The 24,654-nt window shown below is 64.9% G+C and carries 25 protein-coding genes; 16 read left to right on the forward strand and 9 right to left on the reverse strand.

What is annotated here, in order from left to right; translation table 11 throughout:
- The first annotated feature begins 17 nt into the window (after window positions 1-17).
- A complete protein-coding gene (gene ruvX / locus HYH08_RS06235) occupies window positions 18-509 on the forward strand; it encodes a Holliday junction resolvase RuvX (RefSeq protein WP_220008844.1) in 492 nt (163 codons plus the stop codon).
- A gap of 3 nt (window positions 510-512) precedes the next feature.
- Window positions 513-1,436 (forward strand): AEC family transporter, encoded by a 924-nt coding sequence (locus HYH08_RS06240; RefSeq protein ID WP_220008845.1) that lies wholly within the window; start codon window positions 513-515, stop codon window positions 1,434-1,436.
- 137 nt (window positions 1,437-1,573) lie between these two features.
- On the opposite strand, the gene HYH08_RS06245 is transcribed toward HYH08_RS06240, so the two are convergent.
- Both HYH08_RS06245 and HYH08_RS06250 read right to left on the reverse strand, forming a co-directional pair.
- Window positions 1,574-2,338: a CPBP family intramembrane glutamic endopeptidase gene (locus HYH08_RS06245; protein WP_220008846.1), complete on the reverse strand. Its 765-nt coding sequence runs from the start codon at window positions 2,336-2,338 to the stop codon at window positions 1,574-1,576.
- Between the two features lie 38 nt (window positions 2,339-2,376).
- The gene (locus HYH08_RS06250; protein ID WP_220008950.1) at window positions 2,377-3,138 is read right to left on the reverse strand and encodes a M15 family metallopeptidase; all 762 of its coding nucleotides are present in this window, start codon (window positions 3,136-3,138) and stop codon (window positions 2,377-2,379) included.
- A 177-nt stretch (window positions 3,139-3,315) separates the two neighbouring features.
- On the opposite strand from HYH08_RS06250, the gene HYH08_RS06255 reads away from it, so the two are divergent.
- The 4 genes from HYH08_RS06255 (at window position 3,316) to HYH08_RS06270 (ending at window position 7,603) form a co-directional block, all read left to right on the forward strand.
- Complete coding sequence (locus HYH08_RS06255; protein ID WP_097663180.1) at window positions 3,316-4,263, forward strand: aspartate carbamoyltransferase catalytic subunit; 948 nt, start codon at window positions 3,316-3,318, stop codon at window positions 4,261-4,263.
- Window positions 4,264-4,268: 5 nt separating this feature from the next.
- On the forward strand, window positions 4,269-5,570 hold the full coding sequence (locus tag HYH08_RS06260; protein ID WP_220008951.1) for a dihydroorotase: 1,302 nt from the start codon (window positions 4,269-4,271) through the stop codon (window positions 5,568-5,570).
- Window positions 5,571-5,605: 35 nt separating this feature from the next.
- Window positions 5,606-6,202, forward strand: coding sequence for a glycerol-3-phosphate 1-O-acyltransferase PlsY (gene plsY / locus HYH08_RS06265; RefSeq protein WP_220008952.1), 597 nt, complete (start codon window positions 5,606-5,608; stop codon window positions 6,200-6,202).
- 162 nt (window positions 6,203-6,364) lie between these two features.
- Window positions 6,365-7,603 (forward strand): patatin-like phospholipase family protein, encoded by a 1,239-nt coding sequence (locus HYH08_RS06270; RefSeq protein ID WP_220008847.1) that lies wholly within the window; start codon window positions 6,365-6,367, stop codon window positions 7,601-7,603.
- On the opposite strand, the gene HYH08_RS06275 is transcribed toward HYH08_RS06270, so the two are convergent.
- Window positions 7,595-8,839, reverse strand: coding sequence for an amidase (locus tag HYH08_RS06275; protein ID WP_220008848.1), 1,245 nt, complete (start codon window positions 8,837-8,839; stop codon window positions 7,595-7,597). The two genes, HYH08_RS06270 and HYH08_RS06275, sit on opposite strands and share 9 nt — an antisense overlap.
- 91 nt (window positions 8,840-8,930) lie before the next feature.
- Between HYH08_RS06275 and dprA the strand changes: the two genes are divergently transcribed.
- On the forward strand, window positions 8,931-10,073 hold the full coding sequence (gene dprA, locus HYH08_RS06280) for a DNA-processing protein DprA (protein ID WP_220008849.1): 1,143 nt from the start codon (window positions 8,931-8,933) through the stop codon (window positions 10,071-10,073).
- 203 nt (window positions 10,074-10,276) lie between these two features.
- On the opposite strand, the gene HYH08_RS06285 is transcribed toward dprA, so the two are convergent.
- Window positions 10,277-10,711: a winged helix-turn-helix transcriptional regulator gene (locus tag HYH08_RS06285; RefSeq protein WP_502787392.1), complete on the reverse strand. Its 435-nt coding sequence runs from the start codon at window positions 10,709-10,711 to the stop codon at window positions 10,277-10,279.
- Between the two features lie 95 nt (window positions 10,712-10,806).
- Between HYH08_RS06285 and HYH08_RS06290 the strand changes: the two genes are divergently transcribed.
- Window positions 10,807-11,415, forward strand: coding sequence for an FMN-dependent NADH-azoreductase (locus HYH08_RS06290; protein WP_220008850.1), 609 nt, complete (start codon window positions 10,807-10,809; stop codon window positions 11,413-11,415).
- A gap of 58 nt (window positions 11,416-11,473) precedes the next feature.
- On the opposite strand, the gene HYH08_RS06295 is transcribed toward HYH08_RS06290, so the two are convergent.
- Entirely contained in the window at window positions 11,474-11,656 is a 183-nt protein-coding gene (locus HYH08_RS06295) for a hypothetical protein (RefSeq protein ID WP_220008851.1), read from the reverse strand.
- Window positions 11,657-11,831: 175 nt separating this feature from the next.
- Entirely contained in the window at window positions 11,832-12,611 is a 780-nt protein-coding gene (locus tag HYH08_RS06300) for an SDR family oxidoreductase (protein ID WP_220008852.1), read from the reverse strand.
- Window positions 12,612-12,732: 121 nt separating this feature from the next.
- On the opposite strand from HYH08_RS06300, the gene HYH08_RS06305 reads away from it, so the two are divergent.
- Together HYH08_RS06305 and HYH08_RS06310 are read left to right on the forward strand one after the other, a co-directional pair.
- A complete protein-coding gene (locus HYH08_RS06305; RefSeq protein ID WP_220008853.1) occupies window positions 12,733-13,200 on the forward strand; it encodes a winged helix-turn-helix transcriptional regulator in 468 nt (155 codons plus the stop codon).
- Window positions 13,201-13,406: 206 nt separating this feature from the next.
- On the forward strand, window positions 13,407-13,976 hold the full coding sequence (locus HYH08_RS06310; protein WP_220008854.1) for a flavodoxin family protein: 570 nt from the start codon (window positions 13,407-13,409) through the stop codon (window positions 13,974-13,976).
- Between the two features lie 152 nt (window positions 13,977-14,128).
- Here the strand turns inward: HYH08_RS06310 and HYH08_RS06315 are convergent, their stop codons facing one another.
- Window positions 14,129-14,368, reverse strand: coding sequence for a hypothetical protein (locus tag HYH08_RS06315; RefSeq protein WP_220008855.1), 240 nt, complete (start codon window positions 14,366-14,368; stop codon window positions 14,129-14,131).
- Window positions 14,369-14,595: 227 nt separating this feature from the next.
- Here HYH08_RS06315 and topA point away from each other — a divergent pair, with 227 nt between their 5' ends.
- Genes topA through HYH08_RS06335 form a run of 4 tightly spaced genes read left to right on the forward strand, consistent with a single transcriptional unit; the run spans window position 14,596 to window position 20,922 of the window.
- Window positions 14,596-17,331, forward strand: coding sequence for a type I DNA topoisomerase (gene topA, locus HYH08_RS06320; RefSeq protein ID WP_220008856.1), 2,736 nt, complete (start codon window positions 14,596-14,598; stop codon window positions 17,329-17,331).
- 20 nt (window positions 17,332-17,351) lie between these two features.
- On the forward strand, window positions 17,352-19,706 hold the full coding sequence (rnr, locus tag HYH08_RS06325) for a ribonuclease R (protein WP_220008857.1): 2,355 nt from the start codon (window positions 17,352-17,354) through the stop codon (window positions 19,704-19,706).
- Complete coding sequence (locus tag HYH08_RS06330; protein ID WP_220008858.1) at window positions 19,700-20,140, forward strand: DUF983 domain-containing protein; 441 nt, start codon at window positions 19,700-19,702, stop codon at window positions 20,138-20,140. Before rnr ends, HYH08_RS06330 begins: the two co-directional genes overlap by 7 nt.
- A gap of 32 nt (window positions 20,141-20,172) precedes the next feature.
- The gene (locus tag HYH08_RS06335; protein WP_220008859.1) at window positions 20,173-20,922 is read left to right on the forward strand and encodes an NUDIX hydrolase; all 750 of its coding nucleotides are present in this window, start codon (window positions 20,173-20,175) and stop codon (window positions 20,920-20,922) included.
- Between the two features lie 57 nt (window positions 20,923-20,979).
- Here HYH08_RS06335 and HYH08_RS06340 read toward each other — a convergent pair whose 3' ends face one another.
- Window positions 20,980-21,519, reverse strand: coding sequence for a hypothetical protein (locus HYH08_RS06340; protein ID WP_228747549.1), 540 nt, complete (start codon window positions 21,517-21,519; stop codon window positions 20,980-20,982).
- 285 nt (window positions 21,520-21,804) lie between these two features.
- Between HYH08_RS06340 and HYH08_RS06345 the strand changes: the two genes are divergently transcribed.
- Both HYH08_RS06345 and rpmG read left to right on the forward strand, forming a co-directional pair.
- The gene (locus HYH08_RS06345) at window positions 21,805-23,130 is read left to right on the forward strand and encodes an LLM class flavin-dependent oxidoreductase (protein WP_220008861.1); all 1,326 of its coding nucleotides are present in this window, start codon (window positions 21,805-21,807) and stop codon (window positions 23,128-23,130) included.
- 124 nt (window positions 23,131-23,254) lie between these two features.
- Complete coding sequence (gene rpmG, locus HYH08_RS06350) at window positions 23,255-23,422, forward strand: 50S ribosomal protein L33 (RefSeq protein WP_007603295.1); 168 nt, start codon at window positions 23,255-23,257, stop codon at window positions 23,420-23,422.
- A gap of 175 nt (window positions 23,423-23,597) precedes the next feature.
- Here rpmG and HYH08_RS06355 read toward each other — a convergent pair whose 3' ends face one another.
- Window positions 23,598-24,581 carry a hypothetical protein gene (locus tag HYH08_RS06355; protein ID WP_220008862.1) on the reverse strand — a complete coding sequence of 328 codons (984 nt, stop codon included), beginning with the start codon at window positions 24,579-24,581 and terminating at the stop codon, window positions 23,598-23,600.
- Window positions 24,582-24,654 lie beyond the last annotated feature (73 nt).

The following is a 24,654-nucleotide window of genomic DNA, read 5'->3' on the forward strand; positions in this document are numbered from 1 at the left end:
TGATATGCGCTAAATCCATGCCCGCTCTTATCCTGCCCCTCGTCGATGCTGCAACCCACTGGCCCGAACGCGGTGGGCTGATTGGCCTTGATCTCGGCACCAAGACCATCGGCGTTGCCGTGTCCAATCCGGACCGACGGCTGGCGACAGGCGTCGAGACCATCCAGCGCAAGCAGTTCAAGCAGGACGCGGCGCGGCTGCTCGCGATCGCGGCCGAGCGCAAGGTGGTCGGCTTCGTGCTCGGCCTGCCCATCAACATGGACGGCAGCGAGGGTCCGCGCGCGCAATCGACCCGCGCCTTCGCGCGCAATCTCGCCAACCTGACCAGCCTCCCCATCGGCCTCTGGGACGAGCGCCTCTCGACCGCCGCCGTCGAGCGCGAGCTGATCGGCATGGATGTCAGCCGCGCCAAGCGCGCCGAGGTGATCGACGAGCACGCCGCGATCTTCATCCTGCAGGGTGCGCTCGACCGCCTCGCCAATCTGCGCGCCAGCCCGGGAACCGGCTGATCCATGGCCGTCGTCATCGCGGCGCTGCTGCCGGTCTTCATCCTCATCGTGCTCGGCGTCGTGCTCCGGCACAGCCTGATGCGGCTGGACACGCAATGGCACGGGCTGGAGCGGCTGACCTATTTTGTCCTGTTCCCGATGCTCTTGATCCAGACGCTGGTGAAGGCCGACCTCTCAAAAGTCCCGGTCGCCGGCGTCGGCGGCGCGCTGCTGTTGTCGGCGCTCGCGATGTCGCTGCTCTGCCTCGCACTCCGCCCGGCCCTGTCGCGGCTCGACATCGACGGTCCGGCTTTCACCTCGATCTTCCAGGGCGCGACGCGCTGGCAGACCTATGTCGCGCTCTCGGTGTCCGCCAATCTGTACGGCGATGTCGGGCTGGCGCTGGCGTCGGTCGCGATGGTCGCGATCATCCCGCTGGTCAACGTCTTCAGCGTCGCCGTGCTCGCGCACTATGCTTCGCCCGAAAAACAGTCGGCGCGCGCGATTGTCATGACCGTGATCCGAAATCCCCTGATCTGGGCCTGCGTCATCGGCCTCGTCATCAACGTGATTCATCTGCCGCTGCCAAAGATCTGGCACGAGGTGGCGGACGCGCTTGGCCGCTCCTCCCTCGCCATCGGCCTGCTCGTCACCGGCGCCGGTCTCCAGCTCAAGGGTCTGCTCCGCCCCAGCATGAGCGCGACGCTCGGCGTGACGTTCAAGCTGGTGCTGATGCCGGTCCTTGCACTGATGCTCGCCGCCTGGTTCGGCCTCTCCGGCGACAGCCTCGCGATCGTCGCGATCTGCGCGGCGGTGCCGACCTCACCTAGCGCCTATGTCCTCGCCCGCCAGATGGGCGGCGATGCGCCCCTCTTGGCGCAGATCATCACGCTGCAAACCATTTTGGCGGCCATCACGATGCCAATCGCGATCGCGCTGGTGGCGTAGCGTGATTGGGACCGCACCTCTCTCGCCACCGTCATTGCGAGCGCAGCGAAGCAATCCAGAGTCTTTCCCTGGAGGGATTCTGGATTGCTTCGTCGCAAGGGCTCCTCGCAATGACGGAGTCTGAGGCAACAGCCGGGCTAGTCCCCCAGCCACATCGTCAGCACCACCGCCGTCATGTTGTTCAGCGCGTGCAATAGGATCGTCAGCCACAGCGAATTGGCGCGATGGCGCATGTAGCCGAACCACAGGCCGATCGTGAAAACCTCGGCGAGAAAATAGAAGTCGTACTGCAGATGCACGACCGTCCACACCAACGACGACAGCAGGATCGCGCCGGGCACGCGTAAAAAACTCGCCGACCAGCCGCGGAACAGAAAGCCGCGCGCCAGAACCTCTTCCGACATCGGCGCCGCCACGCTGAAGGCGAACAGCAGCATCAGCGCCGCGCCCTTGTCGCGGCCCGATTTCAAGAGATCGGTCATGAAGCCCGGCGTCGCCTCGCGACCGAGCATCCGCGACATCGTCTCCCAGGCCAGCACCAACAGGATGAGGCCGACCGCGCCGAACAGGAGCTGCTTCCACGACGGCCAATAGAGCGCGAGATAATCAACGAACGCGGCCTTCTTGATGCGGATGGCAAGCCACACTGCCGCCAGCGTTGCCGGCAGACCCATGGTCACCGACAGCGCCAGCGCCGCGGGCTCGCGGCCGACATCCTGCATCGATGCGAGGCTCATGGGGGCGCCGTGGTGCCAGACCAGAAAGACGATGGCGCCGATCTGCCCAACGAACATCGCGGCGAAGATGACAATGCCCCACAGCGCCGTGCCCCAGAACTTCCAGACGCGCGGCGCGGCGGACGTCTCGACGAGCGGCGGGAGATCGGGGTTGAGGGAATCCATCAAAACGCTTTCGTCAGGTACTGCAGGCCATCGGCCCTTCAGCGCCGCGGCGGAATCGGGAAATCATAGGCCGCCCCGCCCGCCCCCGGCAGGGAAAAATGCCACCACTCCTTCGAATAGTTCACAAAGCCTTGCTTCGCCATGGCAGCGACCAGCCGCTTGCGCCAGGCGCGCTGGTCCGGATTGATCGATGGCGCAGCGGTATGTCCCTTCATATCGGTGCAGTCATAGCCGGTGCCCATGTCGACGCTGCCTTCCGGCAGCCGCGCCTCGACTGGCGCCGTGCAATCGGCATAGGATTTTGCGGGATCGATCGTGGCGGAATTGTCGGCCTTGAGATCGACCAGCGTGAGGTCGAGTGCCGCACCCGTGGAATGCTGCGACCGGCCCGCGATGTAGCCGAGGCGGAACAGCTCGGTCTTCGGGATCTTTGGATTGTAGCGCCGCTCGGCCGCGGTCTCGTGGCCGTTCTGCGACCACTTGACCATGTCGAGCGAAGCCCGCGCCGGGCGATAGCAGTCGAACATCTTGAGCGAGAGATTTTGCGCGGCGAGCTCCTGCTGCACCGCCTTCAGCCGCAGCCCCACCTCCCGCTTCACCACGCACTCGCCCGCACCATAGCCAGCGAGCGGACGGCCGACGAAATTATTGGAGGTGGCGTAGCGGATGTCCTGGATGATGCTGGGATCGATGTCGCGCAGATAGACGAAGCCGCCGGGGAGCGATTGGGCATGGGCGGACGAGATTATGGTTGTCGCCACGACCGCAATTAGAGGTGATTTCACGAAATGCCTCCACATCGTCATGGCCGGGCTTGTCCCGGCCATCCACGCCCTTCTTTTGGCTAGCGTGCAAGATCGTGGATGCCCGGGACAAGCCCGGGCATGACGGAGAAAGCAGCACTATCAGGGGATAACTCCCCTCCCGCGGATTGGGCCTTGCCCCACCCCCCATCCGCGCCTATAGCTCTGCTTTTAATGACATCGAAATCGACCTTCGTCCTCGGCCACCGGCATTTGCTGGGCATCGAGGGCCTTTCCGCGGCCGACATCACCGGCCTGCTCGACCTGTCTGAAGAATATGTCGAGCTCAACCGCCAGGTTGACAAGAAGCGCACCGTCCTGCGTGGACGGACGCAAGTAAACCTCTTCTTCGAGGCTTCGACGCGGACGCAGTCCTCGTTCGAGCTCGCGGGAAAGCGGCTGGGTGCCGACGTCATGAACATGTCGGTGGCGTCCTCGTCCATCAAGAAGGGCGAGACGCTGATCGACACCGCGATGACGCTCAACGCGATGCATCCGGACATCCTGGTGATGCGCCATCACGCCTCCGGTGCGGTGGAACTGCTCGCCCGCAAGGTCGACGGTTCCGTGATCAATGCCGGCGACGGCGCGCATGAGCATCCGACGCAAGCGCTGCTCGACGCGCTCACCATCCGCCGCAACAAGGGCCGTATCGAGGGGCTGGTCGTTGCGATCTGCGGCGACGTGCTGCATTCGCGCGTGGCCCGCTCCAACATCATCCTGCTCAACACCATGGGCGCCCGCGTCCGCGTCGTCGGCCCCTCCACGCTGCTGCCGCCCGGCATCGAGCGGATGGGCGTCGAGGTCGCACGCGACATGCGCGAGGGCCTCAACGGCGCCGACATCGTGATGATGCTGCGGCTCCAGCGCGAGCGCATGAACGGCTCCTTCGTGCCGTCCTCGTCGGAGTACTTCAACTATTTCGGGCTGGACCAGAAGAAGCTCGCTTACGCCAAGCCCGACGCGCTGGTGATGCATCCAGGTCCCATGAACCGCGGCGTCGAGATCGACACCGCGGTTGCCGACGGCGCGCAATCCCTGATCCGCGAACAGGTCGAGATGGGCGTCGCCGTTCGCATGGCGGTGCTGGAAGCGCTCGCCCGTAACCTGCCGAACGCGTGATGCCCATGCTGACCGACCGCCGCCCGATCCTGCTCGCCAACGCCCGTGTCGTCGATCCGTCCAGGGATTTCGACGCTGTCGGCGACGTCCTGATTGCCGACGGCGCCATCCGCGAGACCCGCCGCGGTATTGGCGCGGCCGGCGTCCCCGAAGGCACCGACGTCGTCAACTGCTCCGGCAAGATCGTGGCCCCGGGCCTCGTCGACATGCGCGCCTTCGTCGGCGAGCCCGGCTTCAGCCATCGCGAGACCTTTGCGAGCGCGAGCCAGGCGGCCGCGACCGGGGGCATCACCACCATCATCTGCCAGCCCGACACGCTGCCCGTCGTCGACAATTCGGCGACCGTCGATTTCGTGATGCGCAGGGCACGCGACACCGCCATCGTCAACATCCAGCCGATGGCGGCGCTGACCAAGGGCATGCGCGGCGAGGAGATGACCGAGTTCGGCCTGCTCAAGGCCGCCGGCGCCGTCGCGTTCGGCGACAGCGACAGAAGCGTCACCAACGCCCAGGTGATGCGCCGCGCGCTGACCTACGCGCGGGATTTCGACGCGCTGATCGTGCATTACACCGAGGATCCCGATCTGGTCGGCGAAGGCGTGATGAACGAAGGCGAGTTCGCCACCCGCCTCGGCCTGATGGGCATCCCGAACGCCGCCGAAGCTGTCATGCTCGAGCGCGACATGCGCCTCGTCGCGCTGACCGGCGGCCGTTATCACGCCGCATCGCTGTCCTGCATCGACTCGCTCGACATCTTGAAGCGCGCCCGCGATGCCGGGCTTGCCGTCAGCGCCTCGGTCTCGATCAACCATCTCGCGCTGAACGAGAACGACATCGGCCCCTACCGGTCGTTCCTGAAACTGTCGCCGCCGCTGCGCACCGAGGACGACCGCCGCGCGCTGGTCGCCGCCGTCGCCTCCGGCCTTCTCGACGTCATCATGTCCGACCACAACCCGCAGGACGTCGAGGTCAAGCGCCTGCCGTTTGCGGAGGCCGCGCCCGGCGCCGTCGGGCTCGAGACCATGCTGCCCGCGGGCTTAAGGCTCGTGCACAATGGCGAACTGGAGTTGAAAACGCTGATCCGGGCGATGTCGACCCGGCCCGCGGAACTTCTGGGCCTGCCGGGTGGAACGTTGCGCACGGGCAGCCCGGCGGACGTGATCGTGATCGACCCCGATGTGCCCTGGGTGGTCGATCCCGCCGACCTCAAATCGCCCTGCAAGAACACCCCGTTCGACGAGGCCCGCTTTACAGGCCGCGTGGTGCGCACCATTGTCGGCGGACGGACGGTTTACGAGCATGTCTGATGGGCGCCGGTTATGTCAGCCATGGAGACACCGCCATGGGGCTTGAAGCCTTCCTGCCGGTGGCGTTCGTCATTGGCTATCTGCTCGGCTCGATTCCATTCGGGCTGGTCCTGACAAAACTCGCCGGCACGCAGGATATCCGCTCGATCGGCTCCGGCAGCATCGGCGCCACGAACGTGCTGCGCACCGGCCGCAAGAGCCTTGCCGCCGGCACGCTGCTGCTCGATGCGCTCAAGGGCACCGCGGCGGTGGTGATATCGGGCTATATCGCAGGTCCCAATGCCGCGATGGTGGCAGGGCTCGGCGCCTTCCTCGGCCATCTCTTCCCGGTCTGGCTCAAGTTCAAGGGCGGCAAGGGCGTCGCGGTGTATATCGGCGTCCTGCTCGGCCTGTTCTGGCCGGCCATGGTGGTGTTCTGCCTGCTCTGGTTAGCTACCGCCTTCACCACCCGCTATTCCTCGCTCTCGGCGCTGGTGGCCTCCTTCATCACGCCGCTGTTCCTGTGGTGGTTCGGCCACCTCGCGCTGTCCGCGCTGTTTGCGGTGATGACGCTGCTGCTGTTCTACGCGCACCGCGAGAACATCAAGCGATTGCAAGCGAGAAAAGAAAGCCGGATTGGCGAGAAGGCCTGAGGCGTTTCCTAAAACCGGAAAAAGTACGGATACCGCCTCCCCCTCTCCGCATTATATGCCAAATCCTGTTCGCAACTTTCCTCCGACTCACGGCAGGATGTAGCGAACGGGTTCCACGCCTGTCATCCTGACGGCGGAAATGGCGCTACGCGGTTGCTCAGAATGAGCGAGAAGTTTGTCGGCGGGCATATTGACGGCGGTTCGCAAGGTGCAGCACGCACCGCGGCAAGCCGCCTGCTCTTTGCAACGGACATCTGGTCCGGGCCTCCGACGTCGCCCCCGGGGGACCAAGCCGCGCCGCAGCAGCAACACTCTGCAACACCAACGCCAGCTCCCGTTTCACCACCCGTACCGCCCCCTGTTGTCGTCGCCCCGCCTTCACCCCGCGTTGAGGTTCTAACTACCGCTGCACCCGTCGCGCCGGCGCAGACGCCCGCAAGACAATGGCCACCGCGAAAGCTTTCGCTGGCACTTCAGGGCGGCGGCACGTTTGCAGCCTTCACCTGGGGCGTGCTGGAGCGGCTGCTGGAACAGCCCGATATCGAGATCGACACCATCAGCGGCGCCAGCGCCGGCGCGATCAACGCGCTGTTGCTGGCTTGCGGCCTCGCCGAAGGCGGCCGGGAAGCGGCGCGCGCGCGGCTGAACCGGTTCTGGATCCGGCTGATGCACGAAGCCTCGTTCCGCTCGCTGATGCTGGTCGGCGGCTTCTCGCCGGCGGGAAGCTCGGTCGCGTTCGGCCCGACGCTGCGCTCCGGCCAGTTCGATCCGTTCGATCTCGATCCGCTGCGGCAGGCGCTGTCGCGCGACATCAATTTTGCGACCTTGCGCGATGCACGAGCGCCAAAGCTGCTGATCGCGGCGACGCGCATTCGCGACGGCCAGCAGCAGATCTTCCGCAACGACGCCATCACGGCCGATGTCGCGCTGGCCTCGACCTGTCCGCCACTGGTTCACTGCGCCGTCGAAATCGAGGGCGAGGCCTATTGGGACGGCGGCTTTGGCGGCAATCCGCCGCTGGTGAAGCTGGCGCAGGAATCCACGGCCGCCGATGTGCTGCTGGTCCAGGTGACGCCCGCGCGCGACAGCTACGTCCCGATCACGCTCGCCGCGATCGACCGAAGGCTCGACCAGATCGCCGCCAACGCCGCGCTCAATGCCGAAATCGCGGCGATCGAATGGGCGCGCTCGCACGCAGCACCGTCGCTGCGGCTCTCCAGGATCGCAGCGGAGGACTCCGTCGACGGGCTGGCGCAGCGCTCGTCGACCGATCTCGGCCGCGGCTTCATCCGCCTGCTGCACCGGAGCGGCCGCGAAGCCGCCGAGCGCTGGCTGGGGCAAGGCGCGGTCGGCCCCGAAGCCCGCCGCACACTGCGCGCTGACGAGCCCGTGCTAGCCTGATTTCGCCAGCGCGTTCTCCAGGAACCATGCCGCCGCAAGCGCGACGGGATCGTTCCCGAAGCGCGCGATCACCTGCACGCCGATCGGCAGGCCGCCGACCTTCATCACCGGCACGGCGACGCAAGGGTTGCCCATCAGCGTCCACAGTCGGTTGTAGCGGGGCGAACCGGTCGAGGCGAGCTCCTTGGCCGGCGCGGTGCCGGGCGCCGAATAGGTCAGGAGCACGTCAAAACCTTCGAACAGCTCACTGAGCTCGCGGCGGCCACGACGGGCGATCCGGCGTGCATCGTCGTATTCCCGAGGCGTCAGTCCGACCGTCTCATCGAGGCTGGCGCGCAGCATTGGCGCGATCTCGTCGTGATGCTCCGAAAACTCCCAGGCGAGCGCGCGGTGCGCCTCGAAATCCTGGATGATCGGGTGGATGCGCCAGGCTTCCTGCACCGAGCCGGGCAAATCGATCACCTTCACGCTGGCGCCCGCCTTCTCGGCCGCCTTGATCGCGGCCTGCAAGCCCTCCTCCGCCGCCGGCTCCACCGCTTCCGCAAACTCCTGCCTGACCACGCCGATACGCGGCGCCTTGGCCGGCGCGATGCCGTCGAACTCAGTGCGGCCGGTGATCGCCAAAAGTCCGCGCGCGAGATCTTCCGCGCGGCTGCCGAACAGGCCGACCGTGTCGAGCGCCCACGAATAGCACTTCACGCCGATGGTCGGCAGCATCCGGAACGACGGTTTGATCGCAGCCGCGCCGCAATAGGCGGCGGGCCGGATCACCGAGCCGCCGGTCTGGGTGCCCAGCGCCAGCGGGATCATGCCGGCACCGACGGCTGCCGCCGAGCCCGAGGACGAACCACCCGGCGTATGGCCGAGATTGTGCGGATTGAGCGTCTGCGTCGGATCGCGCGAGGCGAATGCGGTCGTCGTGGTCTTGCCGATGATGGTGGCGCCCGCCCGCTTCAGCATCATCACGATAGGCGCATCGGCGCGCGGCTGCCAGCCGCGATAGATCTCCGAGCCCATCTCGGTCGGCATGTTGGCGGTGTCGATGATGTCCTTGACGCCGACCGCGATGCCTCGCAGCGGCCCGGAGGCTTGCGCTCTTGCGGCCTTGTCGTGGCGGACGAAGGCTCGAACGTCCTTGTCCTTGGCCTCGATCGCCGCATGCGACTGGGCGATGGCGTCCTCAGGCGAAAGTTCGCCGCTGGCGATGCGGCGCTGGAGGTCGGCAAGTGAGATCATGGCAATACCCTTCTTATTGCCATCGCTTTTAGCATCGGGACGAGAGTGCGCAAGCGCACGTCCCTGTTGCGCAACGCCCTCAGGTTGTTCCATGCTGTCCCTGCAAGGAGACGCCGTGGACGCGATCAACAGAGGCGTGGAGCTGACCGAGACCGAGCGGATCGACCGGCTGCGGCTGATCCGCTCCGACAATGTCGGGCCGCGCACCTTCCGCTCGCTGGTCGATCATTTTGGCACGGCGCGCGCGGCGCTGGAGCGCCTGCCGGATCTGGCACGTCGCGGTGGAGCGCAGCGATCGGGACGCATCTGCAGCGTGGACGAGGCGAAGGCCGAGCTTGCCGCCAGCCGCAAACTCGGCATCACCTGGCTGGCGCCCGGCGAGGACGGTTATCCGGCACGGCTGGCGATGATCGACGATGCGCCGCCCCTGCTCGCTGTGCGCGGCGACGCCAAAACCCTGATGCGGCCGATGATTGCGATCGTTGGCTCGCGGAATGCGTCCGGTGCGGGCCTGAAATTCGCAGGCCAGCTCGCGCGCGAGCTGGGCGAGGCCGGCTTCATCGTCATCTCAGGGCTCGCCCGCGGCGTCGACCAGGCCGCGCATCGCACCAGTGTCGCGACCGGCACGATCGCGGTGCTCGCCGGCGGACATGATTGCATCTATCCGCCGGAGCATGGCGATCTGCTCGCCGCGATCCTCGACCACAAGGGCGCTGCGATCTCCGAGATGCCGCTCGGCCATGAGCCGCGCGCCCGCGACTTCCCTCGCCGCAACCGGCTCATCTCCGGGGCATCGCTCGGCGTCGTCGTGGTGGAAGCCGCACACCGTTCGGGCTCGCTCATCACCGCGCGCACGGCGGCCGAACAGGGCCGCGAGGTGTTCGCCGTGCCGGGCTCGCCGCTCGATCCGCGCGCCGCCGGTACCAACGATCTGATCAAGCAGGGCGCAACGCTGGTCACGGAAGCTGCCGACATCATCAACGCGGTTCAGCCGATCATGGAGCGGCCACTGATGCATCCCGCAGGCGAGCCGGACAGCGAGCCGTTCGAGCACGATCCGCAAGGCCACGACCGCGACCAGATCACCGGCCTGCTCGGCCCCACTCCCATCTCGATCGACGATCTCGTGCGGATGTCCGGCGCCTCGCCCGCGATCGTGCGCACCGTGCTGCTGGAGCTGGAGCTCGCCGGCAAGCTCGAACGCCATGGCGGCGGACTGGTGTCGCTGCTGTAAATGATGAATCCAAGTTGGTTCGGCTGGGCAAGATCACCTCTCCCGTAGGGAGAGGTCGGATCGCATTCGAAAGATGCGATCCGGGTGAGGGCTTACGGTCCCACCGGATGCTGCGGCCCCTCACCCGGATTGCTCCGCAATCCGACCTCTCCCCGCTGGGGAGAGGTGACTCACACCGACCGCGGGCTAAACCCAATACCCCCTTAGCTCGTGTTCCGCGCGTCGAAGCGCGTGCGCGCCGCGGCGATCTGCTCCTGGTGCGCGATCGCCCACTCGCCGAGCGCCTTGACCGGCTGCTGCAGGCCGCGGCCAAGATCGGTCAGCTCATAGTCCACGCGTGGCGGAATGGTCGGGAAGATCGTGCGCGTGACGAGGCCGTCGCGTTCCAGACCGCGCAACGTCAGGGTCAGCATCCGCTGCGAGATGCCGTTGATCATCCGCTTCAGCTCGTTGAAGCGTTTTGGTCCGTCGCTCAGCATCATGATGACGAACACGCTCCATTTGTCGCCGACGCGGGCAAGTATCGAGGCGACCCCGCGGCAGTCCGCGTGGTTGGGATCGGGCCTCTGAGCAGGTCCTGAGCCGGGCCCTTGAGCCAGCCCCGGCGAGGCAGGCAAATCGGTGTGTGCAGGTTCCAAGAATGTGCCCTCGGATCAAAAAAGTGCGTTCTTGCGGAGATTTCAACAGTCACTCATGTAGCGCTGGTTACAAACTTATACCAGGGTGACCCCAAATGAAACTCCTCCATATCGACTCCAGCGTGCTCGGGCCCCACTCGGTGTCCCGGCAGGTTTCCGCCGCCATCGTCGACCGCCTCAAGCAGGCGACGCCCTCGCTTCAGGTGGTCTATCGCGATCTGACCGAGACCCCGCTCGCCCACCTCTCCGGCTCCCATCTGGCGGCAGCCCAAGGCGCGCCCGCACCGGCGGAGCTCGGACCGGACCTTGCCGCCAGCGCCTCCGCACTGAACGAGTTCCTCGATGCCGACATCGTCGTGATCGGCGCGCCCATGTACAATTTCACCATTCCGAGCCAGCTCAAGGCCTGGATCGATCGCATCCTGGTGCCGGGGAAGACGTTCCAATATGGCGAGAACGGCCCGCAAGGCCTTGCCGGCGGCAAGCGCGTCATCGTGGCGATCTCGCGCGGCGGCTTCTACGGCGCGGAGACGCCGTACGCGGCCGGCGAACATCTCGAAACCTATCTGCGCTGGGTGTTTGGCTTCATGGGGATCACCAGCGTCGAATTCATCCCGGCCGACGGAATCCAGGTCGGCCCCGAGCATCGCGAGAAGGCGATTGCGGGCGCGCTCCAGGCCGCGACCAGCCTGCAGGCGGCGTAAGGCTCACCTCGACAGCAGCCGCTGCCGGACCCCGGCGGCGGCTGACAGTTCACGCGAGCTAGAACCAGGCGCCTTGGATTCCCAGGATCACGGCGATAAGCGCGACGAACAGGCCGATGCCGGAGAAAATGGCGACCCCGACAAACTCCGAGATGTCGGAGCGCTTGGCCGGGACAGCGGATTTTTCAGTGTAAATACGCGGTGCTGAAATCGGGGAAAAAATGCGAGCTGCCTTTGGCATCACGGGCTCCCTTGAAATGAGTCTTGTGACCCTCTGCCCGTAGAAAGGTCTTGGCAGCGCGCGCGAAGGTTCAACGCATCGCGCAAGCTTGCGAAAATACGTCCCGAAGGACGAGGGAACCGGCCGGCGCAACCGCTTTCGCTGCGCCGACCGACTCAACTTTCACTTCATCCGATCAACCGCGATAGATCGGCGCGCCGCTCGGCGAGGCCACTGCCCCGCCGTCGACGAAGATCTCCTGTCCCTGGATATGCGCGGCATCGTCGGAGGCGAGGAACAGCACCGTCTTCGAAATGTGATCGGGTTCACCAAGGCGGCCGAGCGGCGTCATCAGCCCGATGCGCTTCTCGAACGCCTTCTCCGCTTCCGGTGTTGCGATCGCCGCGCCCCAGATCGGCGTACGGATCGCGCCGGGCGCGACGACGTTGACGCGGATGCCGCGCGGCGACAGCTCCGAGGCCATGATCCGCGCCATCGCGCGCACGCCGGCCTTCGCCGCGCCGTAGGCGGAGTAGCCGGGAATGCCGAGCACCGAGATCACCGAACCGTTGAGGATGATCGAGGCATTGTCGTTGAGATAAGGCAGCGCCGACTGCACCGTGAAGAACACGCCGGTGAGGTTGATGCTGATGACCTTCTCGAACACCTCCAGCTTCGCAGCTCCGAGCGGCGTGCCGCCGGCGCCGGCAATACCGGCATTGGCGAACACGATGTCGTACTTGCCGAATTTTTCGGCGCCCTGCCTGATCGCGGCTTCCGTCGCTGCGATGTCGGTCACGTCGGCGACGAGCGCCAGCGCGTTCGGGCCGAGTTCCCTGGCGGCGGTTGCCAGCGTTTCCTTGTTGCGCCCGGTGATCACCACCTTCGCGCCCTCGGCCACGAACAGCTTTGCCGTCGCAAACCCGATGCCGCTGTTACCGCCCGTAATGAGTGCCGTCTTGCCTTGAAGTCTCATGCTCGCCTCCACTGGTTTCATGATGAAACTGAGTTGCGATCTAGGGCATATGGTTTTATAATGCAACCACACAAGCGTGTGATCGCCACCGCGATCGGGCGAAAGCGCAAGGACGAAGACGATGGTGAAACGAACCAGCTTCGAGGGCGATGCCTGTCCGATCGCGCGCTCGCTGGATGCGCTCGGCGACTGGTGGTCGCTGCTAATCATCCGCGAGGCGCTGTTTGGGCGGCGCCGCTTCGGCGAGTTTCAGAGCAAGCTCGGCATGGCCAAGAACATTTTGGCGGCGCGGCTGCGCTCGCTCGTGGATCACGGCATCCTGGCAACCGCCCCCGCCTCCGATGGCAGCGCCTATCAGGAATACGTGCTGACGCCGAAAGGCCGCGGCACCTTCCCGATCCTCGTGGCGCTGCGCCAATGGAGCGAGGAGTTCGACGACCATCCTGAGGAGATCGCAACGATCCTGGTCGATCGCGAGAAAGGCCGCCCGATCAAGAAGCTCGAAATGCACGCCGAGGACGGACGCCTGCTGACTCCGGCCGACACCACGCTGAAGCCGAGGCCAGCGCCAAGACGGCGCTCAGCCTGATCGCCCGCCACCGCCGCCACAGCGTCATTGCGAGGAGCCCTTGCGACGACTTGTCCGCCGAAGCCTCTGGCGAAGGCGGAAGCAATCCAGACTGCTTCCGCGAAAAGAACTGGATTGCTGCGCCGTGCTCGCAATGACGCGTGGAGAGACTTGTGCAATACATCGACGCCGTCGAGAATGGCGAAGTCCATTAACGCGGCATCACCATGCCCCTGCTCGCCATCATCTATTTCTCGATCTCCGGCACCACCGAGACGCTGGCGCATGCAGTGGCGCGCGGAGCGGCTGGAATGGCGGAGATCGCACTTTGTCGGATCACCGGCGACGACATCGTGTCGGGCCGCTTCCGGAATGACGGACTATTGGAAACGATCGACCGCGCCAGCGCGGTCGCATTCGGCAGCCCGACCTACATGGGCGGACCGGCCGCGCAATTCAAAGCCTTTGCGGATGCTTCAAGTGAGCGATGGAGCGAGCAACGATGGGCCAACAAGATCGCAGGCGGCTTCACCACGGGCGCGTGCGCAGCCGGCGATCAACTGCACACGTTGACCTACTTTTCCATTCTGGCCGCTCAGCACGGCATGCTCTGGTGCGGGTTGGATATTCCAGGTGGCGAGGATCCAGCCGGCCGCAATCGATTGGGCAGCCAGCTTGGCCTGGCGACACATCCGGTCGGCGGCGCGTTGCCGCAAAGCGACGTCAGCACGGCCGAATATCTCGGCGGGCGACTGGCCGGATTGGCAGCGCGCTCCAATCTTACACCGTCATCCTGAGGTGCTCGCCTCTTCGGCGAGCCTCGAAGGGCGACGGCCCAGCTGCATCTCGGCCGTTCATCCTTCGAGACTCGGCTTGCGATGCGTTTGCATCTCAAGCCTCACGCCTCAAAATGAAAGATTGGACGGCAGTGCGCGTAGCGGCAACACCCTCACGACAGCTTGCGCTTGCTCCGCAGGCGCAGATGCTCGTCGGCTTCCAGCTTGGTCATGCCCAATAAATAATGCAGCACATCGAGCTTGTGGCGCTCGGCGAGCTTGCGCAAGGCGCCGACCTGCTCGGCGATGAAGGCGACCGCCTCATCGGCGCCGCCCTCCCCCGGTTCTTCGTTGCGCGAGCCTCCCCGCGCGCCTGACGCGGCGCGCGCTCGTTTCTTTCCTGGCTTAGTCACCAGACCCCACCCGAATCCATGCCCCGGGGGAACTCTACGCTGACACCAGCCACAACTCCAAGGTGGTATTTCGCAACTTTCTCGATATGAAACTTTTCCCATTCGGGAGGCTTTCAACACCCTTCGATTTGACAGGGACCGCCTCACCACCCATGTTCGGGTCGAAAGGGCCGGCCCGAATCTCATCGAATTCGGCCCCAAATTTCCCCGTAAGTTACTGGAACTACATGAATATCGTCATTGTGGAGTCGCCGGCGAAAGCCAAGACGATCAACAAGTATTTGGGCTCGTCCTATGAGGTTCTGGCCTCGTTTGGCCATGTCCGCGACCTGCCGGCGAAGAACGGTTCCGTCGATCCCGACGCCAATTTCAAGATGATCTGGGAGGTCGACCCGAAGGCGGCCTCGAGGCTCAACGATATCGCCAAGTCGCTGAAGGGCGCCGACCGTCTGATTCTGGCGACCGACCCTGATCGCGAGGGCGAGGCCATCTCCTGGCATGTGCTGGAGGTGATGAAGGAGAAGCGCGCGCTGAAGGATCAGAAGATCGAGCGCGTGGTGTTCAACGCCATCACCAAGCAGGCCGTCTCGGAGGCGATGAAGAACCCGCGCCAGATCGACGGTGCGCTGGTCGACGCCTATATGGCGCGCCGTGCGCTCGATTATCTCGTCGGCTTCACCCTCTCCCCCGTGCTGTGGCGCAAGCTGCCGGGCGCCCGCTCGGCCGGCCGCGTGCAGTCGGTGGCGCTGCGCCTCGTCTGCGACCGCGAGCTCGAGATCGAAAAGTTCGTGCCACGCGAATATTGGTCGCTGATCGCGACCCTGCTGACCCCGCGCGGCGATGCCTTCGAGGCCCGTCTCGTCGGCGCCGACGGCAAGAAGATCCAGCGGCTCGACGTCGGCAGCGGCGCCGAAGCGGAAGACTTCAAGAAGGCGCTGGAGATGGCGACCTACGCCGTCACCGCGGTCGATGCCAAGCCGGCTCGGCGCAATCCGCAGGCGCCCTTCACCACCTCGACGCTGCAGCAGGAAGCCAGCCGCAAATACGGCTTCGCGCCGGCGCACACGATGCGCATCGCCCAGCGCCTGTACGAAGGCATCGACATCGGCGGCGAGACCACCGGACTCATTACTTATATGCGGACCGACGGCGTGCAGATCGCCCCCGAGGCGATCACCCAGGCGCGCAAGGTGATCGGCGAGGATTACGGCAACGCCTATGTGCCTGATACCCCGCGCCAGTACCAGGCCAAGGCCAAGAACGCCCAGGAAGCGCACGAAGCGATCCGCCCGACCGACCTGTCCCGCCGCCCCGACGCCATGAGCCGCAAGCTCGATTCCGACCAGGCGCGGCTCTATGAGCTGATCTGGAAGCGCACCATCGCGAGCCAGATGGAATCTGCCGAGCTGGAGCGCACCACGGTCGATATCACCGCGAAGGCCGGCGCCCGGACGCTGGAGCTGCGCGCCACCGGCCAGGTCGTCAAGTTCGACGGCTTCCTCGCGCTGTACCAGGAAGGCCGCGACGACGAGGAGGACGAGGATTCCCGCCGCCTGCCGGCGATGAGCCCGAACGACGCCTTGAAGCGGCAGTCGCTCTCCGTCACCCAGCATTTCACCGAGCCGCCGCCGCGCTTCTCGGAGGCCTCGCTTGTCAAGCGCATGGAAGAGCTCGGCATCGGCCGGCCCTCGACCTATGCCTCGATCCTCCAGGTGCTGAAGGACCGCGGCTACGTCAAGCTGGAGAAGAAGCGCCTGCACGGCGAGGACAAGGGCCGCGTCGTGGTCGCCTTCCTCGAGAGCTTCTTCAACCGCTACGTCGAGTACGATTTCACGGCCAATCTGGAGGAGCAGCTCGACCGCATCTCCAACAACGAGATCTCCTGGCAACAGGTCCTGAAGGACTTTTGGACCGGCTTCATCGGTGCCGTGGACGACATCAAGGAGCTGCGCGTCGCCCAGGTGCTCGACGTGCTCGACGACATGCTCGGTCAGCACATCTATCCGCCGCGCGCCGATGGCGGCGACATCAGGCAGTGCCCGAGCTGCGGCACCGGCCGGCTCAATCTGAAAGCCGGCAAGTTCGGCGCCTTCGTCGGCTGCTCGAACTATCCGGAGTGCCGCTATACCCGTCAGCTCGCCGCCGACAGCGAGCAGACCGCCGATCGTTCGCTCGGACAGGATCCCGAGACGGGCCGCGATGTCTGGGTCAAGGCCGGCCGCTTCGGCCCCTACATCCAGCTCGGCGAGCAGAAGGATTACGAGGAAGGCGAGAAGCCGAAGCGCGCGGGCATTCCGAAGGGCACCTCGCCCGCCGATGTCGATTTAGAGCTGGCGCTGAAGCTGCTGTCGCTGCCGCGCGAGATCGGCAAACATCCGGAGACCGGCCAGCCGATCACGGCGGGCCTCGGCCGCTTCGGACCGTTCGTGAAGCATGAGAAGACCTATGCCAGCCTGGAAGCCGGCGACGAGGTCTTCGACATCGGTCTCAACCGCGCGGTCACGCTGATCGCCGAGAAGGTCGCCAAGGGCCCGAGCCGCCGCTTCGGCGCCGACCCCGGCAAGGCGATCGGCGACCATCCGACGCTCGGCACCATCGCCGTGAAGAGCGGCCGTTACGGCGCTTACGTCACGGCGGGCGGCGTCAACGCAACGATCCCGAGCGACATCGAGAAGGACGCCATCACGCTGCCGCAGGCGATCGCGCTGATCGACGAGCGCGCCGCCAAGGGCGGCGGCAAGGCGAAGGCCACGAAGGCGGCAAAGCCGGCCAAGGGCAAAAAGGCCGCGGCCGACGGCGACGATGCCGCGCCGAAGAAGAAGCCGGCCGCGAAGAAAGCGGCCAAACCGAAAACTGAATCCACCAGCAAGGCGCGCGCCGCAGTGTCGTCAACCGCAAAGACGTCGCCGACCAAGGCCGCCGCCAGCAAGGCTCCGGCCAAGAAAAGTGCCGGAAAAACTTGAGATCAAGAATTAGAGGTTAAGTGAAACCAAAGAAAGACCGTGGCTTTCCCGACCGGCAAGCCATCGTCGCCTTCATCAAGGCAAATCAAGGCAACGTCGGCACCCGCGAAATTGCGCGCGAGTTCGGCCTGAAGAACGCCGATCGCATCGAGCTGAAGCGCATGTTGCGCGAGCTTGCCGACGACGGCACCATCAAGAAGAAACGCCACAAGGTCTCCGAACCGGACGCGCTGCCGCCGACGCTGGTCGCCGACATCACCGGGCGCGATTCCGACGGCGAATTGATCGCCTCTCCCACCGAATGGGACGAGGTCGAGAGCGGCGAGCCGCCGAAGATCCGCATCCTGATGCCGCGCCGGCCGAAGCCCGGCACCGTCGCCGGCGTGCGCGACCGCGTGCTGCTGCGCGTCGAGCCGAGCAACGAGGCCGAGGGACCTGCCTATCGCGGCCACGTCATCAAGGTCTTCGACAAGACCAAGAGCCGCATCCTCGGCGTGTTCCGCGCGCTGCCCGAAGGCGGCGGACGGCTCGTCCCGGTCGACAAGAAGGCCGCCGACCGCGAGCTGAACATCGCCGCGGCCGACACGCACGGCGCGAAGGACGGCGACCTCGTCAGCGTCGACATCGTCCGCACGCGCAGCTATGGCCTCGCCTCCGGCCGCGTGAAAGAGAAGCTCGGCTCGGTGAAGTCGGAGAAGGCGATCAGCCTGATCGCGATCTACGCCCACGACATCCCGCTGCAATTCTCCTCCGCCGCCGAGCGCGAGGCGGAAGCTGCAGAGCCCGCCAATTTGAAGGGCCGCGAGGACTGGCGCGACGTTCCGCTCGTCACCATCGATCCGCCGGACGCCAAGGATCACGACGACGCGGTGCATGCGCAGCCTGATGATGATCCCAACAACAAGGGCGGCTTCATCGTCAACGTCGCGATTGCCGATGTCAGCTTCTACGTCCGGCCGGGCTCGGCGCTCGACCGCGACGCGCTCGACCGCGGCAACTCGGTCTACTTCCCCGACCGCGTCGTGCCGATGCTGCCGGAGCGCATCTCCAACAATCTCTGCTCGCTGGTGCCGGGCGAGCCGCGCGGTGCGCTCGCGGTGCGCATGGTGCTCGGCCCCGACGGCCGCAAGCGCTCGCATAGTTTCCATCGCATCCTGATGCGCTCGGCGGCCAAGCTCAGCTACGCGCAGGCGCAGGCCGCGATCGACGGCCGGCCCGATGACACGACCGGTCCCCTGCTCGATCCGATATTGAGGCCGCTTTATGCGGCTTACGCCTGCGCCAAGCGCGCACGCGACGAGCGCGATCCGCTCAATCTCGACCTGCCCGAGCGGAAAATCCTCCTGAAGAGCGACGGCACGGTCGACCGCGTCGTCGTCCCTGAGCGTCTCGACGCACACAAGCTGATCGAGGAGTTCATGATCCTCGCCAACGTGGCCGCCGCCGAGATGCTGGAGAAGAAATCGCTCCCGCTGATCTACCGCGTGCATGACGAGCCGACGCTGGAGAAAGTCCACGCGCTCGCCGAATTCCTCGAGACGCTCGACGTCCCCTTCGCCAAGTCAGGCGCGCTGCGCCCGACCACCTTCAACCGCGTGCTGGCCCAGCTCGAAGGCCACGACTATTACCCGCTGGTGAGCGAGGTCGTGCTGCGGGCTCAGGCGCAGGCCGAATACTCTTCCGAGAATTACGGACATTTCGGCCTGAATCTGCGCCGCTACGCGCATTTCACCTCGCCGATCCGCCGCTATGCCGACCTCGTCGTGCACCGCGCGCTGGTCCGCGCACTCGGGCTTGGCGAAGGTGCCCTGCCCGACAGCGAAACACCTGAAACACTCGGCGAGGTCGCGGCCCACATCTCGGTGACCGAACGGCGCGCGATGAAGGCGGAGCGCGAGACCGTCGACCGCCTGATCGCACATCACCTCGCTGATCGCATCGGCGCGAGTTTTCAGGGCCGCGTCTCCGGCGTCACTCGCGCCGGGCTGTTCGTCAAGCTCACTGACACCGGCGCCGACGGCCTGATTCCGATCCGATCCCTCGGCACGGAATATTTCAACTATGACGAGGGTCGCCACGCCCTGATCGGCACGCGCAGCGGCACTATGTACCAGCTCGGCGACGTCGTCGACGTCCGCCTGATCGAGGCTGCTCCCATCGCAGGCGCGCTGCGCTTCGAGTTGCTGTCATCCTCCAGCGAGACGGCGCCGCGCGATCGCAGGCGCCCCGGCCCGCAACGCCGTCCCTCGATCAAGGCGCATCCCGGCCGCAGCCCGGATAGAAAACGCAAGCCGGACAAGCCAAAGTCCAGCAAGAAGAAAGGCAAGGGCAAGAACAAGGGCAAAGGCAAGGGGAACAAGGGCAAGGCATGGTGACCATGGGCACCGCACCAAAAATCTGGACGCGCGAGACCGGCCTCGTCGAGAAGCGCGACGTCTGGACGGCGATGAGGCGCGGCTTTCGCGGCCGCTGCCCGCGCTGCGGCCAGGGAAAGCTGTTCCGCGCCTTCCTCAAGACTGCGGACAATTGCTCCGTCTGCGGCCTCGACTTCACGCCGCATCGCGCCGACGATCTGCCCGCCTATCTCGTGATCGTCATCGTCGGCCACATCGTGGTGCCCGCGGTTCTCTGGATCGAGACCAATTACACCACGCCGGTCTGGATCAGCTTCGCGGCCTATCTGCCGTTCACCTTCGTCGCGTCGCTGGCGCTGCTGCAGCCGGTCAAGGGCGCCGTGGTCGGCTTGCAATGGGCTCTGCGCATGCACGGGTTTGACGAGAACCCGCCGGATGGTATTCCCCCGGTCTAAGCAAATAAGCAAAAAGCGGTTCGGGTGAGGACATGACGGACATTTCGCGGGCGGAAGAGAAGGCAAAAATCCACGAGGGCAAGGAGGCCGACCACCATCCTTATTTTCGGCCCAAGGACGCCGCGACGCTGATCCTGGTCGATCGCAGCGGCAGCATTCCAAAGGTGCTGGTCGGCAAGCGCCACGACAAGGTGGTGTTCATGCCCGGAAAATTCGTCTTCCCCGGCGGCCGCGTCGACAAGGACGATTATCGCGTGCCGTGTGCCGCACCCATCACCCCTGAGCTTGAAGCCAACCTCGCCAAGGGCAGCCCGAAGACGCCGGCCTCACGCGCAAAATCACTGGCGATCGCCGCGATCCGCGAGGCCTGCGAGGAGACCGGCCTCTGCCTCGGCCGCAAGAGTGATGGCAAGGCAAAGCTCGAGGGCCCCTGGAAACCGTTCGCGGATGCGGGCCTCTTGCCCGATCCGTCCAGCCTGTTCCTGATCGCGCGCGCGATCACCCCGCCCGGCCGCGTCAAGCGCTTCGACACGCGCTTCTTCACGGCGGACGCTTCCGCGATCACCCACCGCGTCGAGGGCGTGATCCATGCCGATGCCGAGCTGGTCGAACTGGTCTGGGTCGAGCTCGGCTCGAAGCCGCTCGCCGATCTGCATCCGATGACGCGCAACGTGCTCAACGAGCTCGACACCCGCCTTGCCAGCGGCCCGCTGCGTCACGACGCGCCGGTGCCGTTCTTCCATTTCTACGGTGGCAAGATGCAGAAGGATATTTTGACGTAGCGTTTTCAAGCGAAGTGGGGACCGGTTCGCGTAAGAAAACGCGTCAAAACAAGAATCTCAATCCGCGTCCGGCTCGGTGCCGACATAGTCGCGCGCTGGCAGTTTCAAGACACGTCCGATCTCGCTCGCGAGCTTGTCCGCCTCCTCGCGCTTCGTAAAGCTCATCAGCGTGATCGGCTCGGTGCCCTTGCTGCCGCAAAGATTGACGTCGTAGGCCGTCAGCTCCGGATCATAATCCTCGGTGATGCTGATGAAGTGGTAGTCGCCGAGATTGCGATGCCTGCGAAAGTTCAGCGGGCCGAACTGCCTGGTGATGACGATCTGGCGCAGCGTTTCGTTGAGCACGACGAAGGTGCGGAACGTCAGCAGGATCAGGCCGGGGATGCCGACCAGCAGCCCGAGCGCGGTGAACACCAGGACCGGCACGAGATCATCGGCGAGCCGCCCAAAACCGGAAAAATCCTGGCGCAGGCCGAGCCCGACATTCCACAAGAGATATCCGCTCGCCGCCAGCAGCGGCAGCGACAGCAGCCGACCGACCCAGGGCATGGGCCTGTTGATGCGAACCATGCCGCCATCCACTGTCACGCTTGCCATCAAAACTCTCCTCACGGGGTCTTGGCTTGGTCGGCGCGAGTGCCGGATTGGTTCGATGGCCCCTCCGCGGTCGTTCCGGGGCGCCGCAGCGGCGAGCCCGGAATCCATCGGGCCGCAGAGACTGCCGAGGAATGGATTCCGGGCTCGCGCTAGGCGCGCCCCGGAATGACGTGCTGAGAGTTGATCGAAAAACAAAAGAATCTTCCCGCCTCCCCCAATGGCAGAGTTCCCCAGCGTCCCTATGTCTTTCCCCAACGACACCCACAACAGACACGGGGCGCGGCGATGGCACAACGGCAACTCAAGCTTGGCGCATTCATGCGCCCGATCAGCATCCACACCGGCGCCTGGCGCTATCCCGGGGCCTGGCCCGACGCCAATTTCAACTTCTCGCACATCAAGACTCTGATCAAAAAGCTCGAGGCCGGCAAGTTCGACGCCTTCTTCATGGCCGATCACCTCGCCGTGTTGAACATGCCGATCAACGCACTCAAGCGCAGTCACACCGTGACCTCGTTCGAGCCGTTCACGCTGCTCTCGGCGCTGTCGGCGGTGACCGAACGCATAGGCCTGATCGCGACGGGATCGACCACGTTCGACGAGCCCTATCACGTCGCCCGCCGCTTCGCTTCGCTCGACCATCTCAGCGGCGGCCGTGCCGGCTGGAACATCGTCACCACCTCGAACCCGGATGCCGCACTAAATTTCGGCCTCGACGACCACATGGAGCATGCCGAGCGCTACAAGCGCGCGAGAGAGTTCTACGACGTCGTCACGGGCTTGTGGGATTCCTTCGCCGACGACGCCTTCGTGCGCGATGTCGAAAGCGGGCTGTTCTTCGATCCCGCGAAGATGCACACGCTCGACCACAACGGCAAATATCTGAAGGTGCGCGGCCCCCTCAACATCGCCCGCCCGGTGCAGGGCTGGCCTGTCATCGTGCAGGCTGGCGCCTCCGAAGACGGCAAGCAGCTCGCGGCCGAGACGGCGGAAGCCGTGTTCACCGGCGGCGGCAGCCTCGCCGACGGGCAGAAGCTCTATGCCGACATCAAGGGCCGCATGGAAAAGATCGGCCGCGATCCCGAACACCTGAAGATCCTGCCCGGCGCCTTCGTCGTGGTCGGCGACAGCGTCGACGAGGCCAAGGAAAAGCGCGCGCTGCTCGACAGCCGCGTGCATTACGACAGCGCCATCGCCTCGCTCTCGGTCATCCTCGGCACCGACGCCTCCGGCTTCGATCCGGATGGACAGCTGCCGGAGATCCCCGAAACCAACGCCAGCAAGAGCGGCCGCCAGCGCATGGTCGATCTCGCCAAGCGCGAAAAACTCACCGTGCGCCAGCTCGCCCAGCGCGTCGGCGGCTATGGCGGGCTCGCCTTCGTCGGCACGGCCAAAACCATCGCCGACCAGATGGAGGAATGGCTGGTCGGGCGCGGCTCCGACGGCTTCAACATCATGTTCCCGTTCCTGCCCGCCGGTCTCGACGATTTCGTCGACAAGGTCGTCCCGGAACTGCAAAAGCGCGGGATTTTCAGGAAAGAGTATGAAGGGGCCACTTTGAGAGAGAATCTGGGCCTGCCGCGGCCGAAAAACCGGTTCTTCGAGGGATGAAAGGCCCGATTTGAGTGGTTTTCGGGGTGTAAAACCTTGACATCAGGCGGTTTCTGGCTAGGTTGCCGGCCAACGCGGGCCGTTTGGCCGGCTCCAGATTCCCCAATTTTCTGAGGTTCAGAACATGGCCAAAGCGGTCACCATCAAGGTCAAGCTCGTGTCCTCGGCTGACACCGGCTTCTACTACGTCGCCAAGAAGAATTCGCGCACCATGACCGACAAGCTGGTCAAGAAGAAGTACGATCCCGTGGCGCGCAAGCACGTCGAATTCCGCGAAGCCAAGATCAAGTAAGAAGATCAAGTCGCGGAACGCTGAACGACTTTTGCGGGGCCCTTTGGCCCCGTTTTTATTTGGACCACGCCGACCTTCGGTAACAAAGCCCGACCCAAATATCGAGATTGTGGCTCAACAGGACTGGTATCGAGCTTTCCGACGTCCTCCACCGAGATGGTGCGGCTACCGCCTCCTACTTGAACGATATCGTTCCGGAGAACGAGCCGTTCGACGCATTGGCCTCGACAATGTTGTTGCCGGCCGTCGTTAGAGCGCCGCCCGACAGAGCAGCCAGGCCGGTGACGTTGCCAACGACGGTTGAGCGCTCCAGCCGCACAGTCACGTTGTTGCCGATCGAGCGGACGCCGAATCCGTTGTTCACGGTCTTGGTGTTGATAACTGTAACCCCGATGGGCGCCCCGCCGACCGAAGTCGTCGCCACCACACCGTCATTGACGTTTGACGCGAGAACGCTGTCGGCGATCGTCATGTTCACGCCGCCCGTGCTGTTGCTGCCATCGACAGCGATGCCGAAGAGGCCGCCTGCAACCACGACCCTGTTGATAGTGACTCTCGAATTCGCCGTTCCTTGCGGCTTGATGACGATGCCGCCGCCAACCGAATTGCTGCCGCTGTGGAAGATCGTGCTGTCATTGATGATGAGATGGCCGCTTCCACTCGATGGAATGAAATTGACGGCAATCGCCGAATTGAAGTTGAAATCAGCAAACTTGCATTGCTCGATTTGCACGATCGCGCCAGCGCTCACGCTGATGCCAGCTACGCCGAGCACTATGTCCGAGGAGTTGATGGTCAGTCCGCGCAGAGCGACGAAGATGCCGGCTGTGTTGATGCTAATGCCGTTATCTGGAGCAAACGCACGAACTATTGCGCCGGTTCCGGTGCAGTCAATGGTCACCGAGGTCGAAATCACGAACGGATTGGAGGACACGGGATCTGCGCAAGAAATAACGCCCCCGTCCAGCGTTACGGAGAGTGCGGATGCAAACGACGCGCATGGCGCAGTACGCTGGCAAAAGGTGGCGGTGTTGGCGTCGTTACCGGTTCCCGAAACCCAAGTTGAGCGAGAGCCGTTAGTGGGAACGGCAACAGCCGGCGTAAACGGCCATGATACCGCCAGCAAAGCGAATACGATTGCAATGAATGAAACACGCACGATGAAATTCCTTTCCTCTGCCGGGCGAGTTGGCGGAATTGACAGAAAGGCCGAGAGGTCGCGCACTCGCGCG

Origin of the sequence: Bradyrhizobium sp. BR 10289 (genome assembly GCF_019455385.1) — a bacterium.
In the GTDB taxonomy this organism is placed as follows: domain Bacteria; phylum Pseudomonadota; class Alphaproteobacteria; order Rhizobiales; family Xanthobacteraceae; genus Bradyrhizobium.

What these genes read in the sequence shown, in the direction of transcription:
- ruvX (WP_220008844.1), top strand. Translation starts at nt 18, where the DNA reads ATGCCCGCTCTTATCCTGCCCCTCGTCGATGCTGCAACCCACTGGCCC.
- HYH08_RS06240 (WP_220008845.1), top strand. Translation starts at nt 513, where the DNA reads ATGGCCGTCGTCATCGCGGCGCTGCTGCCGGTCTTCATCCTCATCGTG.
- HYH08_RS06245 (WP_220008846.1), bottom strand. Translation starts at nt 2,338, where the DNA reads ATGGATTCCCTCAACCCCGATCTCCCGCCGCTCGTCGAGACGTCCGCC.
- HYH08_RS06250 (WP_220008950.1), bottom strand. Translation starts at nt 3,138, where the DNA reads ATGTGGAGGCATTTCGTGAAATCACCTCTAATTGCGGTCGTGGCGACA.
- HYH08_RS06255 (WP_097663180.1), top strand. Translation starts at nt 3,316, where the DNA reads ATGACATCGAAATCGACCTTCGTCCTCGGCCACCGGCATTTGCTGGGC.
- HYH08_RS06260 (WP_220008951.1), top strand. Translation starts at nt 4,269, where the DNA reads ATGCTGACCGACCGCCGCCCGATCCTGCTCGCCAACGCCCGTGTCGTC.
- plsY (WP_220008952.1), top strand. Translation starts at nt 5,606, where the DNA reads ATGGGGCTTGAAGCCTTCCTGCCGGTGGCGTTCGTCATTGGCTATCTG.
- HYH08_RS06270 (WP_220008847.1), top strand. Translation starts at nt 6,365, where the DNA reads ATGAGCGAGAAGTTTGTCGGCGGGCATATTGACGGCGGTTCGCAAGGT.
- HYH08_RS06275 (WP_220008848.1), bottom strand. Translation starts at nt 8,839, where the DNA reads ATGATCTCACTTGCCGACCTCCAGCGCCGCATCGCCAGCGGCGAACTT.
- dprA (WP_220008849.1), top strand. Translation starts at nt 8,931, where the DNA reads ATGCTGTCCCTGCAAGGAGACGCCGTGGACGCGATCAACAGAGGCGTG.
- HYH08_RS06290 (WP_220008850.1), top strand. Translation starts at nt 10,807, where the DNA reads ATGAAACTCCTCCATATCGACTCCAGCGTGCTCGGGCCCCACTCGGTG.
- HYH08_RS06295 (WP_220008851.1), bottom strand. Translation starts at nt 11,656, where the DNA reads ATGCCAAAGGCAGCTCGCATTTTTTCCCCGATTTCAGCACCGCGTATT.
- HYH08_RS06300 (WP_220008852.1), bottom strand. Translation starts at nt 12,611, where the DNA reads ATGAGACTTCAAGGCAAGACGGCACTCATTACGGGCGGTAACAGCGGC.
- HYH08_RS06305 (WP_220008853.1), top strand. Translation starts at nt 12,733, where the DNA reads ATGGTGAAACGAACCAGCTTCGAGGGCGATGCCTGTCCGATCGCGCGC.
- HYH08_RS06310 (WP_220008854.1), top strand. Translation starts at nt 13,407, where the DNA reads ATGCCCCTGCTCGCCATCATCTATTTCTCGATCTCCGGCACCACCGAG.
- topA (WP_220008856.1), top strand. Translation starts at nt 14,596, where the DNA reads ATGAATATCGTCATTGTGGAGTCGCCGGCGAAAGCCAAGACGATCAAC.
- HYH08_RS06330 (WP_220008858.1), top strand. Translation starts at nt 19,700, where the DNA reads ATGGTGACCATGGGCACCGCACCAAAAATCTGGACGCGCGAGACCGGC.
- HYH08_RS06335 (WP_220008859.1), top strand. Translation starts at nt 20,173, where the DNA reads ATGACGGACATTTCGCGGGCGGAAGAGAAGGCAAAAATCCACGAGGGC.
- HYH08_RS06340 (WP_228747549.1), bottom strand. Translation starts at nt 21,519, where the DNA reads ATGGCAAGCGTGACAGTGGATGGCGGCATGGTTCGCATCAACAGGCCC.
- HYH08_RS06345 (WP_220008861.1), top strand. Translation starts at nt 21,805, where the DNA reads ATGGCACAACGGCAACTCAAGCTTGGCGCATTCATGCGCCCGATCAGC.
- rpmG (WP_007603295.1), top strand. Translation starts at nt 23,255, where the DNA reads ATGGCCAAAGCGGTCACCATCAAGGTCAAGCTCGTGTCCTCGGCTGAC.